Annotated in this window: 13 protein-coding genes; 11 read left to right on the forward strand and 2 right to left on the reverse strand. The window is 64.3% G+C overall.

Annotated features, from left to right (window positions below; translation table 11 throughout):
* Positions 1–25: 25 nt before the first annotated feature.
* The 4 genes from ACI48D_RS11035 (at position 26) to ACI48D_RS11050 (ending at position 6,441) form a co-directional block, all read left to right on the forward strand.
* A complete protein-coding gene (locus tag ACI48D_RS11035) occupies positions 26–1,264 on the forward strand; it encodes an NADH:flavin oxidoreductase/NADH oxidase family protein (protein ID WP_435571257.1) in 1,239 nt (412 codons plus the stop codon).
* A gap of 192 nt (positions 1,265–1,456) precedes the next feature.
* Complete coding sequence (locus tag ACI48D_RS11040) at positions 1,457–5,467, forward strand: DUF3683 domain-containing protein (protein WP_435571258.1); 4,011 nt, start codon at positions 1,457–1,459, stop codon at positions 5,465–5,467.
* Positions 5,464–5,898, forward strand: a complete 435-nt coding sequence (locus ACI48D_RS11045) for an HIT family protein (protein WP_435571259.1) — start codon at positions 5,464–5,466, stop codon at positions 5,896–5,898. The genes ACI48D_RS11040 and ACI48D_RS11045 overlap by 4 nt, the downstream gene beginning before the upstream one ends.
* A 120-nt stretch (positions 5,899–6,018) precedes the next feature.
* The gene (locus ACI48D_RS11050; protein WP_435571260.1) at positions 6,019–6,441 is read left to right on the forward strand and encodes a gamma-butyrobetaine hydroxylase-like domain-containing protein; all 423 of its coding nucleotides are present in this window, start codon (positions 6,019–6,021) and stop codon (positions 6,439–6,441) included.
* Positions 6,442–6,449: 8 nt separating this feature from the next.
* On the opposite strand, the gene ACI48D_RS11055 is transcribed toward ACI48D_RS11050, so the two are convergent.
* Together ACI48D_RS11055 and ACI48D_RS11060 are read right to left on the reverse strand one after the other, a co-directional pair.
* On the reverse strand, positions 6,450–7,178 hold the full coding sequence (locus tag ACI48D_RS11055) for an MBL fold metallo-hydrolase (RefSeq protein ID WP_435571261.1): 729 nt from the start codon (positions 7,176–7,178) through the stop codon (positions 6,450–6,452).
* A 121-nt stretch (positions 7,179–7,299) separates the two neighbouring features.
* Entirely contained in the window at positions 7,300–7,506 is a 207-nt protein-coding gene (locus ACI48D_RS11060; protein WP_435571262.1) for a cold-shock protein, read from the reverse strand.
* 264 nt (positions 7,507–7,770) lie between these two features.
* Here ACI48D_RS11060 and ubiE point away from each other — a divergent pair, with 264 nt between their 5' ends.
* From ubiE to ACI48D_RS11095, 7 genes are all read left to right on the forward strand, one after another.
* The gene (gene ubiE, locus ACI48D_RS11065; protein ID WP_435571263.1) at positions 7,771–8,505 is read left to right on the forward strand and encodes a bifunctional demethylmenaquinone methyltransferase/2-methoxy-6-polyprenyl-1,4-benzoquinol methylase UbiE; all 735 of its coding nucleotides are present in this window, start codon (positions 7,771–7,773) and stop codon (positions 8,503–8,505) included.
* 11 nt (positions 8,506–8,516) lie between these two features.
* Positions 8,517–9,482, forward strand: a complete 966-nt coding sequence (locus ACI48D_RS11070; protein ID WP_435571264.1) for a Tim44 domain-containing protein — start codon at positions 8,517–8,519, stop codon at positions 9,480–9,482.
* Between the two features lie 238 nt (positions 9,483–9,720).
* On the forward strand, positions 9,721–10,395 hold the full coding sequence (locus tag ACI48D_RS11075) for a ubiquinone biosynthesis accessory factor UbiJ (RefSeq protein WP_435571265.1): 675 nt from the start codon (positions 9,721–9,723) through the stop codon (positions 10,393–10,395).
* On the forward strand, positions 10,395–11,948 hold the full coding sequence (gene ubiB, locus ACI48D_RS11080; RefSeq protein ID WP_435571266.1) for a ubiquinone biosynthesis regulatory protein kinase UbiB: 1,554 nt from the start codon (positions 10,395–10,397) through the stop codon (positions 11,946–11,948). Before ACI48D_RS11075 ends, ubiB begins: the two co-directional genes overlap by 1 nt.
* A gap of 4 nt (positions 11,949–11,952) precedes the next feature.
* On the forward strand, positions 11,953–12,549 hold the full coding sequence (locus tag ACI48D_RS11085; protein ID WP_435571267.1) for a methyltransferase domain-containing protein: 597 nt from the start codon (positions 11,953–11,955) through the stop codon (positions 12,547–12,549).
* Positions 12,550–12,851: 302 nt separating this feature from the next.
* Entirely contained in the window at positions 12,852–13,163 is a 312-nt protein-coding gene (locus ACI48D_RS11090; protein WP_435571268.1) for an FmdB family zinc ribbon protein, read from the forward strand.
* Positions 13,164–13,178: 15 nt separating this feature from the next.
* Positions 13,179–13,811, forward strand: a complete 633-nt coding sequence (locus ACI48D_RS11095) for a DUF502 domain-containing protein (RefSeq protein WP_435571269.1) — start codon at positions 13,179–13,181, stop codon at positions 13,809–13,811.
* Positions 13,812–13,864: the final 53 nt, after the last annotated feature.

Here is a 13,864-nt window from a genome sequence, read left to right on the forward strand (position 1 = left end):
ATCCCCAACCCATGTAGGAAGCCCCATGCTGTTCACTCCCTTGACCCTGCCGAATGGCGCGACCGTCCCGAACCGCCTGGCCAAAGCCGCCATGGAGGAAACCCTGGCCGACGCCGGCCAGTTGCCGGGACCGGCCATCCACCGCCTGTACCAGCGCTGGGCCGAGGGCGGCACCGGGCTGCTCATCACCGGCAACGTGATGGTCGACCGGCGCGCGCTCACCGGCCCGGGCACCATCGCGCTCGAAGCGGATACGCCGCTCGCGCCGTTCGCGGCATGGGCACAAGCGGCGCGCGCACGCGGCGCCCAGGCCTGGATGCAGGTCAGCCACCCGGGCCGCCAGGTCATGGCCAACATGGGTGGGCTGGCGTGGGCGCCGTCGGCGGTGGCGCTGGATATGGGCAAGCACAGCAAGCTGTTCGCGCAGCCGGTCGCGATGGTGGAGGCCGACATCGCGGACGTCGTCGAGCGCTTTGCCGCCACCGCCCATGCGGCAGAGCAGGCGGGATTCACCGGCGTCCAGATCCACGCGGCGCATGGCTACCTGATTTCGCAGTTCCTGTCGCCGCTGACGAACCGGCGCACGGATGCCTGGGGCGGCAGCCTGGCCAAGCGCGCACGCCTGCTGCTGGAGGTCGTGAGGACAGTGCGCGCGCGCGTGGCGCCGGGCTTTTGCGTCGCGGTCAAGCTGAACTCGGCCGATTTCCAGCGCGGCGGCTTTTCCGAAGACGATGCACGCCAGGTGCTGGCGATGCTGAACGGCGAGCGGGTCGATCTGGTCGAGTTGTCCGGCGGGAGTTACGAGAGCCCCGCCATGCAGGGCCGCACCGCCGACGGCCGCACGCTCGCGCGCGAAGCCTATTTCCTGGAATTCGCCAGGGACCTGACCAAGGTCGCGGCGATGCCCCTGATGACGACCGGCGGCATTACGCGCCGCGCGATTGCCGAACAGGTGCTGGCAGGCGGCGTCGCCATCGTCGGCATGGCGACGGCGCTGGCCGCCGTGCCCGAGTTGCCGCGCGAGTGGCAGCTTGGGCGCGAACCGGCGGCCGCCATGCCGCCCGTGGATTGGAAGGACAAGGCGCTCACCAGCCTGGCACGCATGGCGCTGGTGCGGCGCCGGCTGCATGCGCTGGCCGGTGGCAGCGGGGCGCTGTCCGCGTATAGCCCTTTGGTCACGCTGGTGCTTGACCAATTGCGCAGCGTCCGCCTGACCCGGCGCTACCGAGCGTGGAACAAGGCCGCGCCCACCCTGCGTGGATAAGATGTCTCTCTAGGACTCATGTCGATTTTTTGCTGTAAAAATGCGGTTTTTACCAATGGAAATTTGCAGGTGGGCGGAATTGGCCGCTGTTTCTGCCCTTTGCGTCGTGTAAAAATCGCTCCTTTTCCAGCATGGTGCATCGCAATAAGCTAGAATGACTGTCCACTACGCGTCAGTTCGTCAGCCGATTCCATGAACGCACCAACCAATATCCACGCCCTTCTCGAAGAGAACGCGCCCGCCCGCCTGCGCGAAATTCCTTATAACTACACCTCGTTTTCCGATCGCGAAATCGTGATCCGGCTGCTGGGTGAATCCTCGTGGCGGCTGCTGGACCAACTGCGCGGGGCACGCCAGACCGGGCGCTCGGCGCGCATGCTGTACGAGGTGCTGGGCGACATCTGGGTGGTGCGCCGTAATCCGTATCTGCAGGACGACATGCTGGACAACCCAAAGCGGCGCGCCAAGCTGATCGAGGCCCTGCATCACCGCCTGGCCGAAGTCGACAAGCGCCGCCTGGCCGTCGATGCCGGCGACGGCGCCGATCCGGCCACCGCCGCGGCGCGCAGCAACGCGGTCGAGCAGCTGCTGGCCGCGGCCCGCAAGGCGGTCGACGACTTCGGCAACGAGTTCCGCGAGATGTACGACCTGCGCAAGCGCGCGAAAACCGTGCTGGGCCGCTACACGGACAAGCGCAACATCCGCTTCGACGGCATGCACCGCACCTCGCACGTGACCGACGCCACCGACTGGCGCGTCGAATACCCGTTCCTGGTACTGCTGCCGGACAGCGAGGACGAGATGGCCGGCCTGGTCAAGGGCTGCATCGAACTGGGACTGACGATTATCCCGCGCGGCGGCGGCACCGGCTATACCGGCGGCGCGATTCCGCTGACCCCGATGTCGGCCGTCATCAACACCGAAAAGCTGATCCAGCTGGGGCAGGTCGAGCTGAGCCGCCTGCCGGGCGTGGACCGCGAGTACGCGACCATTTTCACGGGCGCCGGCGTGGTCACCCAGCAAGTCTCGCAAGCGGCCGAGAAGGCCGGCTTCGTGTTCGCGGTCGACCCGACCTCGGCCCACGCCTCCTGCATCGGCGGGAACATCGCGATGAACGCGGGCGGCAAGAAGGCCGTGCTGTGGGGGACCGCGCTCGACAACCTGGCGTCCTGGCGCATGGTCGATCCGAACGGCGACTGGCTCGACGTCACCCGCGTCGACCATAACCTCGGCAAGATCCACGATGCCCCGGTCGCGACGTTCAAACTGGAGTGGACCCATCCGTCGGAGAAGGGCGCACCCAAGGGCGCGCCGTTCCGCACCGAGACCTTGGCCATCGAAGGCCGCCGCTTCCGCAAGGAAGGCCTGGGCAAGGACGTGACCGACAAGTTCCTGGCCGGCCTGCCGGGCATCCAGAAAGAAGGCACGGACGGCCTGATCACCTCGGGCCGCTGGATCCTGCACAAGATGCCGAAGTTCACGCGCACCGTGGCGCTCGAATTCTTCGGCCAGGCGCGCGACGCGATCCCGTCGATCGTCGAGATCAAGGATTACCTGGACAGCCTGCCCAAGAGCGGCAAGCCGGAATTCGAGAGCCTGCGCCTGGCGGGCCTGGAGCACCTGGACGAGCGCTACCTGCGCGCGGTCGGTTATGCCACCAAATCCAAGCGCGGTACGCTGCCCAAGATGGCCCTGTTCGGCGACATCGTCGGCGACGACGAGAACGCGGTCGCGCAAGCCGCCTCGGAAGTGGTGCGCCTGGCGAACACCCGCGTGGGCGAAGGCTTTGTTGCCGTCAGCCCCGAAGCGCGCAAGAAGTTCTGGCTGGACCGCGCCCGCACCGCGGCCATCGCCCGCCACACCAACGCCTTCAAGATCAACGAGGACGTCGTGATTCCCCTGAACCGCATGGGCGAGTACACCGACGGCATCGAACGCATCAACATCGAACTCTCGATCAAGAACAAGCTGAAGCTGGTCGAGGAACTGCATGCCTTGTTCACCTCCGGGCAACTCGAAGTGACCAAGGCCGACGACGCCACCGGCGAGGGCGTGTCGAAAGAGGAGATCCTGGGCGACCGTCCGCAGCAGGCCGGCGAGCTGCTGAAGAATGTCGCGGCGCGCTGGGGCTGGCTGCTGACGAATCTCGACCAGCCGCTGGCGGACGTGCGGACCAAGCTGGCCGAGTTCGGCCTGGACGGTTTCTACGAGACCTTCGAACGGCGCATCTCGAACCAGCCGCAGGCGACCCTGTTCGACGTGGTGCAGGACCACACGGTGCGCGTCTCGTGGAAGAACGACATCCGCGCGCCGCTGCGCCAGATCTTCAACGGCGCGGCCTACAAGCCGATCCTCGACGAAGCCACGGCCATCCACCAGCGCGTGCTGCGCTCGCGCGTGTTCGTCGCGCTGCACATGCACGCGGGCGACGGCAACGTCCACACCAACCTGCCGGTGAATTCGGACGACTACGCGATGCTGCAGGATGCGCACAAGGCGGTCGAGCGCATCATGAAGCTGGCGCGTTCGCTGGACGGCGTGATCTCGGGCGAGCACGGCATCGGCATCACCAAGCTCGAATTCCTGACCGACGAAGAGATCCGCGAGTTCCGCGACTATAAATTGCGCGTCGATCCGGAAGGGCGTTTCAACAAGGGCAAGCTGTTGAATACGACGGCCGTGGCGGCCGACCTGCGCAACGCCTACACGCCGTCGTTCGGGCTGATGGGCCACGAGTCGCTGATCATGCAACAGAGCGACATCGGCGAGATCGCCAACAGCATCAAGGACTGCCTGCGCTGCGGCAAGTGCAAGCCGGTCTGCACGACCCACGTGCCGCAGTCGAACCTGCTGTACTCGCCGCGCGACAAGATCCTCGCGACCTCGGCGCTGATCGAGGCCTTCCTGTACGAGGAACAGACCCGGCGCGGCGTCTCCATCAGGCACTGGGAAGAATTCGAGGACGTGTCCGACCACTGCACCGTGTGCCACAAGTGCGTGACGCCGTGCCCGGTCAACATCGACTTCGGCGACGTCTCGATGAACATGCGTAACCTGCTGCGCAAGATGGACAAGCGAAGCTTCAAGCCGGCCAACCGTGCCGCCATGTTCTTCCTGAACGCGACCGACCCGACCACCATCAACGCCACCCGCAAGGCGATGGTCGACTTCGGCTACAAGGCGCAGCGCCTGGGCGCCAGCATGCTGAAGGCCGTCGCCAAGGAGCAGACCAAGGCACCGCCGCCGACCACCGGCAAGGCCCCGATCCGCGAGCAGGTGATCCACTTCGTGAACAAGAAGATGCCGGGCAACCTGCCGAAGAAGACCGCGCGGGCGCTCCTCGACATCGAGGACGACAAGGTCATCCCGATCATCCGCAACCCGAAGGCGACCAACGCCGACACCGAGGCCGTGTTCTACTTCCCGGGCTGCGGCTCCGAGCGCCTGTTCTCGCAGGTGGGCCTGGCGACCCAGGCGATGCTGTGGGAAGTCGGGGTGCAAACCGTGCTGCCGCCGGGCTACCTGTGCTGCGGCTACCCCCAGCGCGGCGCCGGCCAGTACGACAAGGCCGACAAGATGATGACGGATAACCGCGTGCTGTTCCACCGCATGGCCAACACGCTGAACTACCTCGACATCAAGACGGTCCTGGTCTCCTGCGGCACCTGCTACGACCAGCTCGCGACCTACGAGTTCGAGAAGATCTTCCCCGGCTGCCGCATCATGGACATCCACGAGTACCTGCTGGAGAAGGGCGTGAAGCTGGAAGGCGTGACCGGTACGCGCTACATGTACCACGACCCCTGCCACACGCCGATGAAGCTGCAGGATTCGATGAAGACCGTGAACGCGCTGGTGCAGACCGCCGACAAGGTCAAAATCGAGAAGAACGATCGCTGCTGCGGCGAATCGGGCACCTTCGCCGTGTCCCGTCCCGATATCGCGACCCAGGTGCGCTTCCGCAAGGAGCAGGAGATGGAGAAGGGCGCCGATAAACTGCGTGCCGACGGCTTCAGCGGCGACGTCAAGATCCTGACCAGCTGCCCGTCCTGCCTGCAGGGCCTGTCGCGCTACAACGACGATTCGGGCACGACCGCCGACTACATCGTGGTCGAGATCGCGCGCCATCTGCTGGGCGAGAACTGGCTGCCGAATTACGTGGCGAATGCGAACAACGGTGGTATCGAGCGGGTGCTGGTGTGACGAGGCTTGCAGGGTGCGAACTGTGCGAACTGGCGGCTGCTTCCAGGGTGGTCGCCAACGACAAGTTCTCGGTGATCCTGGCTGACGAGGCCAATTACCCCGGCTTCGCGCGCGTGATCTGGAACGAACACGTGCGCGAGCTGAGCGACCTGGCGGACGCCGACCGCCTGCTGCTGAACGACGCCGTGTGGAAGCTGGAACAGGCGGTGCGCGAGGTGATGCAGCCGCTGAAGGTGAACGTCGCCAGCCTCGGCAACGTGGTGCCGCACTTGCACTGGCACGTCATCCCGCGCTACGCCGACGACGCGCATTTCCCGGCGCCGGTATGGGCCCAGGCAGTGCGGTCGACGGACGAGGCGGTGCTGGCGCAGCGGCGGGCGCTCTTGCCCCAGTTGGCGAAGACGATCGAGCAAAAATTCGCAAAGCAGTAAAATGAGCCTGTCCCGTCGTTCCCGCGAAGGCGGGAACCCAAGTTGCACGCGTAGCGACTGCGCATGCAGAACTTGGATCCCCGCCTGCGCGGGGACGACGGGTTGACACTTGTAGAAACCATGCCCACGCCAACCAACCTCACCATCCGCCAGCAATCCAAACTGCTGGAAATCGCCTTCGACGACGGCGCCGCCTTTTCTATCCCCTTCGAACTGATGCGCGTGTACTCGCCCTCGGCCGAAGTGAAGGGCCATGGCCCCGGCCAGGAAGTGCTGCAGGTCGGCAAGCGCGACGTCGGCATCGAAGGTGTCGAGCCGGTCGGCAACTATGCGGTGAAGCCGCTGTTTACCGATGGCCACAACACCGGCATCTATACCTGGGACTATTTGTACAAGCTGGGCCGGGAACACGACGCGCTGTGGCAGGACTACCTGGAGCGCCTGCACGCGGCCGGCTTCGCGGGTGACGGCGGACGCGAGCCGGGCACCGTGCTGCCGGGCGCCCCGGCCCCGGCTGCCAGCGGTTGCGGCCACCGCCACTAAGCATCTGCCTAAGCGCTGACGAGCCTTTCGCCGAGGGCACGCAGCAGGCTTGCGCCATCGCCGCTCCAGGCGCTCCCATGCATGCACGCCAGGGTGCCGGGCAATTCGCTTGCCAAGTGTTCGATCAATTGTTCGGTATTGGTCGAGTGCGAAAAATAATCCATCGGTTTCCGAAACGCCTCGCTGTTCTCCAGGATGTCATCGCTGGTCAGGGCGGCCGCACCGACGCCGCCCTGGGTGAAAAGGTCGCCACAAAATAGGGTCCGGGTTCGGGTATCCATCAGGAAGCCCGTTTCCCAGCCGTGAGGCAAATGCGGCGCATCGAGCCACTTGACCGAGCGCGTCCCCAATCTGAGCTCGGCGCCGTCGGCCATTGCATGGGCTGGTCTATCGGCAAAATCATTCACCGACACCATTGCCGCAACCCGGCTGCACAAGGGGACAGCCTGGGGTGCAAGGCCCAGCCATTCATTCAGGGAGCCGCATTCATCCGCTTCGAAATGGGACAAGGCAATGAAGCGCAGATCGCTGACCGGCATGATGCTTTCCACGGCTTCCCGAACCAGCAGGAACATCTTTCTTGGTCCGGTGTGAAAAAGAAGCGGTTGATCGTCCACGATCAGATATTGGTTGAACGAGAAGCCGCCCGGTACGAGGTTGACCGGCGTATTGATACGATAGACGCCGTCAGCGATCTCATGGACATTGGTGCCGGCGGAACCATTGGTGATGGCCATATCAAGCTCCCGGATAAGTCACTCCTGACAATGTAGATGGGATCGGGGCCAAGGTAAACGAAAAAAGCGCCGGCAAACTGCACGGCGCTCTTCTGGAGCCGGTCGAGCCGGCTATCGGCAATTATGCTTGCGGCTGGATGTTCGACGCTTGCTTGCCCTTCGGTCCGGTGGTGATATCGAAGCTGACGCGCTGGTTCTCCGCCAAGGATTTGAAGCCGGCCGTGTTGATCGCCGAGAAGTGCGCGAACAGATCATCGCCGCCGTCATCCGGTTTGATGAAGCCGAAACCCTTGGAATCGTTGAACCATTTCACAGTGCCAGTCGCCATGTCGTATCTCTCTCTAAAGGAATTTTGTCTAAAACTTTGCCGTGTCCGCCGGTCTTCGCCAAGTCGGACTCAACAAAGCTGAACCACTATAAGCAAAATTTCAAGAAAGTGCTGCACGATTGAGTCTGAATTTTGTGTAGTGTTGTTATTTTCACGACAACGCTGAAACAGACGGTTCCGTCAGCCCGGCGCTATGACGGATGGGTGGCGCCTGCGCCCAGGGTGGGCCTTGTATAATGCAAGAAGATCAAACTGGCAAACGATATGACCAACACCACCCATTTCGGCTACAAGACTGTCTCCGAGGACGACAAGGTCCACGAGGTCGCCAAGGTTTTCCACTCGGTCGCCTCGAAGTACGACGTGATGAACGACCTGATGTCCGGCGGCCTGCACCGCATCTGGAAGACGTTCACGATCGCGCAGGCGGGCGTGCGTCCCGGCTTCAAGGTGCTCGACATCGCCGGCGGCACCGGGGACCTGGCCAAGGCCTTCGCCAAGCAGGCGGGGCCGAGCGGCGAGGTCTGGCTTACCGACATCAACGAGTCGATGCTGCGCGTCGGCCGGGACCGTCTATTGAATAAAGGTCTAGTCACCCCCACCTTGCTGTGTGACGCGGAAAAGCTGCCGTTCCCGGACAACTACTTCGACCGCGTCAGCGTGGCCTTTGGCCTGCGCAACATGACGCACAAGGACCAGGCGCTGGCGGAAATGCGCCGCGTGCTGAAGCCGGGCGGCAAGTTGCTGGTGCTGGAGTTCTCGAAAGTGGCCGCGCCGCTGCAGAAGCCGTACGACGTTTATTCGTTCTCGGTGCTGCCGTGGCTGGGCCAGCGCATCGCGGGCGATGCCGAGAGCTACCGCTACCTGGCCGAATCGATCCGCATGCATCCGGACCAGGAGACGCTGAAATCGATGATGGAAGGCGTGGGCCTGGAACGCGTGCAGTACTACAACCTGACGGCTGGCGTGGCGGCACTGCACACCGGCATCAAACTTTGAGGGTAGCGACGATGAAGAAATTCTTGGCCAGCACGATGATCGCGGTAACGGCACTGTCCTTCGTTGCCGATGCGTTTGCCCGTCCGGTGGGCGGTGGCCGTTCCTTCGGCCGCCAGTCGCAGTCGGTAAGCCGGATGCGCGCTCCCGCCCCGGCACCCGCACCGGCGCCTTACCAGCAGCCGGGCTACCAGCGTCCGGCGCCGGCCCCGATGGCCCCCGCGCCGATCCCGGCGAAGCGCCCGAGCATGTGGAAGGGCGTACTGGGCGGTGCCCTGCTGGGCCTCGGCCTGGGCGCGCTGTTCTCGCACCTGGGCATCGGCGGCGCCATGGCCAGCGCGCTGTCCTCGATCCTGATGATCCTGCTGCTGGTGTTCGCCGTGATGTTCATCGTGCGCATGTTCCGCCGCAAGGACACCCCGGCCAATCCGCAGTTTTCCGGCTTTAACCAGGACCCGGTGCCGGCCACCGGCACGGCCGGCGCGACCCCGGAAATCGGCTCCGGCCTGAACCAGGGCTACCAGCCGAACGCCTATTCGGGCGGCTACAACCAGCCGACCTCGAACGTCTCGCTGAACAAGCAGAGCGCGCACCAGCAATGGGGCGTGCCGGCCGGCTTCGATACCGATGCCTTCCTGCGCCATGCGAAAGCATCCTTCATCCGCATGCAGGCCGCCTGGGACCGCGGCGACCTGGCCGACCTGCGCGAGTTCACCGCGCCCGAGGTGTTCGCCGAGCTGCAGCTGCAGATCCAGGAGCGCGGCGGCAACCAGGACTACACCGAGGTCGTCTCGATCGACGCCCAGCTGCTGGGCATCGAAACCACCGAGCGCGACTACCTGGCAAGCGTGCAGTTCAACGGCATGATCCGCAATGCCCCGGGCGCACAAGCCGAACCCTATGTCGAGGTGTGGAACCTGGCGAAACCGCTGGCGGGCAACGGTGGATGGGTGCTGGCGGGGATCCAGCAAATCACTTGATGGAAGCCCGATAAACCTACTGCGCGTTGCCCTGTCGGCCTGCGATGCTCGCTGTACTACTCGTACAGCTGCGCTTCTCGGCCAACATGGCCGCCGCTCGCTACGGTTTCTCAGGCTTCCGAGATCATTTTTGCAATATTTTTGCGCTAACGATCCGTGCCGCCGGGTTTGTGCCCCGGCGAACTGGTAAGATCGAAACCGCCCAACACAGGGCGGTTTTTTTTTGAACGAAGCCTCCATGTCATCGACTTCTTCTTTCCTGTCGCCGCAGCGCGGCTTGACGGCCTCGGCCGTGGCGACCATCAATCACCTGCTGGCCCAGGAAGCCTGGGCGCGCGATACCCTGATGCGCCGTGCCGGCAAGGTCGCCTGCATTGATATGGGCCACGTGCGCCTGTGCATGCGCGTGGCCCGCGACGGCATGCTCGAGGCGGCCGGCGACGAGGACCTGCCGGACGTGACCATCCACGTCAAGGCGGGCGACCTGCCGCTGATCCTGCAGAACCGCGACCGCGCGTTTTCCTATGTGCGCATCGACGGCGATGCCGAGTTCGCCAACACGATCTCCCAGCTCTCGAAAGGGCTGCGCTGGGATGCCGAGCACGACCTCGAACGCCTGTTCGGGCCGATCGCCGCCACCCGCCTGGTGGGCGGCGCGCGCGCGGCCGTGTCGCATGCCAGCTCCGCGTCCCGCCGCTTGGCCGAGAACGTCGCCGAATTCCTGCTGGAAGAGAGAAGGGTATTGATTCGCCCGAGCAGCGTCGATGCCTTCGCGGACGAAGTGAACCGCCTGCGCGACGACGTCGAGCGCAGCGCCAAGCGCATCGCCAGGCTCGAACAGAAACTGGAACAGAGGACGCAGCGCAGCGTCGTGCCTGTTCCGACGAAACCGGACCCAACAACGGATAGCTGATGATTCTGAAATTCCTGCGCCTGCTGAAAATCTTCACGGTTGCCACGCGTTACGGCCTCGACGAGATCGCCATGTCCGGGCTGGACGTGCCGCGCACGGCCCGCTTCATCAACACCATGTTCTTCTGGCGCCGCATCACCTCGCCGCGCGCGATCCGCCTGCGCCTGGCGCTGGAAGAGCTGGGCCCGATCTTCGTGAAGTTCGGCCAGGTGCTGTCGACCCGGCCGGACCTGATGCCGCCTGACATCGTGGCCGAGCTGTCGCTGCTGCAGGATCGCGTGCCGCCTTTCGATTCCGACCTGGCCATCGCCCAGATCACGAGCAGCCTCGGGGCACCGCCGGACCAGCTGTTCGCCACCTTCGAGCGCACCCCGGTGGCGTCGGCCTCGATCGCCCAGGTCCACTTCGCCACCCTGAAGAACGGCAAGGAAGTGGCGGTCAAGGTGCTGCGCCCCGGCATGAAGACCACCATCGACGAGGACCTCGCGCTGATGCAGATGGCGGCCGGCCTGATCGAACGGGTGTGGCCGGACAGCCGCCGCCTGAAGCCGCGTGAAGTGGTCGCCGAGTTCGACAAATACCTGCACGACGAGCTCGACCTGATGCGCGAAGCCGCCCAGGCCAGCCAGCTGCGCCGCAACTTCGCCAACTCGACCCTGCTGATGGTCCCGGAAATGTACTGGGATTACTGCTCCAGCAGCGTGATCGTGATGGAGCGCATGAACGGCATCCCGATCTCGCAGACCGACCGCCTGGTCGCCGCCGGCGTCGACCTGAAGAAGCTGTCGCGGGATGGGGTCGAGATCTTCTTCACCCAGGTGTTCCGCGACGGTTTCTTCCATGCGGACATGCACCCTGGGAATATCCTGGTGTCGGTGGAAGAGGCGACGTTCGGGCGCTACATCGCGCTCGACTTCGGCATCGTCGGCACCCTGAACGACTTCGACAAGGATTACCTGTCGCAGAACTTCCTGGCCTTCTTCCGCCGCGACTACAAGCGCGTGGCCGAGGCCCACATCGAGTCCGGCTGGGCGCCGCGCAATACCCGCGTCGACGAGCTGGAAGCCGCCGTGCGCGCCACCTGCGAACCGATCTTCGACCGTCCGCTGAAGGACATCTCGTTCGGCCAGGTGCTGCTGCGCCTGTTCCAGACCTCGCGCCGCTTCAACGTCGAGGTCCAGCCGCAGCTGGTGCTGCTGCAGAAGACCATGCTCAACATCGAGGGCCTGGGACGCCAGCTCGATCCGGACCTCGACCTGTGGAAGACGGCAAAGCCCTACCTGGAGCGCTGGATGGCCGACCAGGTCGGCTGGCGCGGCTTTGTCGAGCGCCTGCGCGACGAGGCGCCGCGCTTCGCCCAGATCTTCCCGCAGATCCCGCGCCTGGCGCACCAGGTGCTGCACAAGCGCGCGCACAGCGACCTCGACATGGGCGACCTGATGTACAAACTGGTGGAGAACCAGCGCCGCACCAACCGCCTGCTGGCCGTGCTCGCCTGCGTCACGAGCGTCGCGATCGTCGGCCTGGCGGCCGTGCATTTCATCCATCCCTAGACACATGCCAGACTTTTCCAGCCGCGACCCGCTCGCGCCCGCGTTCTGGGACGAGCGCTTCGACAAGCAGTTCACGCCCTGGGACCGGGGCGGGGCGCCGGCCGAGCTGCGCGATTTCGTCGCGCAGGCGCCGCGGCCGCTCACGGCGCTGGCGCCGGGATGCGGCTCGGCCTGGGAACTGGCGCTGATGCTCGACGCCGGCTGGGACGCCACCGCGATCGATTTCTCGGCGTCGGCCGTGGCGCGCGCAAAAACGCTGGCCGGAAAGTGGGCCGATCGCATCGTGCAGGCCGATTTTTTCGAGTACACCCCGCCGCGTCCATTGGACCTGGTCTACGAACAAGCCTTCCTGTGCGCGCTGCCGCGTGCGCGCTGGCCCGAGGTGGCACGGCGCTGGGAACAGTTGTTGCGCAGCGGCGGGCTGCTGGCGGGTTACTTCTACTTTGACAATGCGCCGAAAGGGCCGCCATTCGGCATTGCGCGCGAACGGCTGGACGAGCTGCTGACGCCGGGCTTCGACTGCATCGTGGACGAAGCGGTGAGCGATTCGATCCCGGTCTTCGCGGGCAAGGAGCGCTGGATGGTGTGGCGGCGTAAATAAAGCGCCAAAAGAAAAGGGCCCGCAGGGGCCCAATTTGAAGTCGTTCTTTTATGGCTTGGTGGCGATAGCTCGAGGCTCTCGCGCAAACTTCTGTTTCTTAGCAACTAAGGAGTGCTATTTAAACAGGTATGTTGATGTTCGGCAAACGCAATGCATCTATTATGCGGAATAAAAACAACAGTGTTGTCGAATAGCAGCAAGTTGCATGGTCATCCATCCTGCCCGACAGCTGCTTCAAGGGGCAACTCCTTCCGCAAAAGCTTTATAATTCAGGGTTTTGATGATTTTTGCGGAGTATTCAGATGCCGATTTACGCCTACCGCTGCGACGAATGCGGGTTTGCCAAAGATGTACTGCAAAAGATTTCCGATCCGGTTCTGACCGTCTGCCCGTCGTGCGGCAAGTCATCGTTCAAGAAGCAAGTTACCGCCGCCGGTTTCCAGCTCAAGGGTACCGGCTGGTACGTGACCGACTTCCGCGGTGGCAGCGCACCGGCGACCGGCACGGCGCCCTCGGCCGACAGTGGCGGCAGCGCAGGTGGGAATAGTACCGCCAGCGCAGCGCCAACGCCAACGCCAACGCCGGCCGCAACGCCGAGCGACAGCAGTACCTGACCCTATCGGACACCGATGCGTAAATATTTCATTACCGGCGCGCTGGTCCTGGTGCCCCTGGCGATTACCGCCTGGGTGCTCAACTTCGTGATCGGCACGCTGGACCAGTCGCTCATGCTGGTGCCGAGCGACTGGCAGCCGCGCACCTACATCCCCGGCCTGGGTGCGATCATCACGCTGGCGATCGTGTTCCTGACCGGCGTGCTGACCAACAACCTGGTCGGTAAATGGTTCGTGCGCATGTGGGAGCGTTTGCTGAACCGCATCCCGGTCGTCAATTCGATCTACGGCAGCGTCAAGCAGGTGTCCGATACCCTGTTCTCGTCCTCGGGCAACGCGTTCCGCAAGGCCGTGCTGGTTCCTTATCCGCACGAGAATTCCTGGACCATCGCCTTCCTGACCGGGGTGCCGGGCGGCGACGTGAAGAACCATCTGGTGGGCGACTATGTGAGCGTGTACGTGCCGACCACCCCGAATCCGACGTCCGGCTTCTTCCTGATGATGGAACGCAGCCGGGTGGTCGAACTGGACATGACGGTCGACGCGGCCCTGAAATACATCGTGTCGATGGGCGTCGTCGCCCCCGCCACCACGGATGAAGCCGCGGCAGCCGCGGCCGCCGTCAAGGAAGCCGTCACGGCGGAATAACAGAAGATAGCAAGAATCGAAGGCCTGGCAGCAGGCACCGAATAACCAACCTG

The organism is Massilia sp. LXY-6, assembly GCF_051233485.1.
Taxonomy (GTDB): Bacteria; Pseudomonadota; Gammaproteobacteria; order Burkholderiales; family Burkholderiaceae_D; genus Telluria.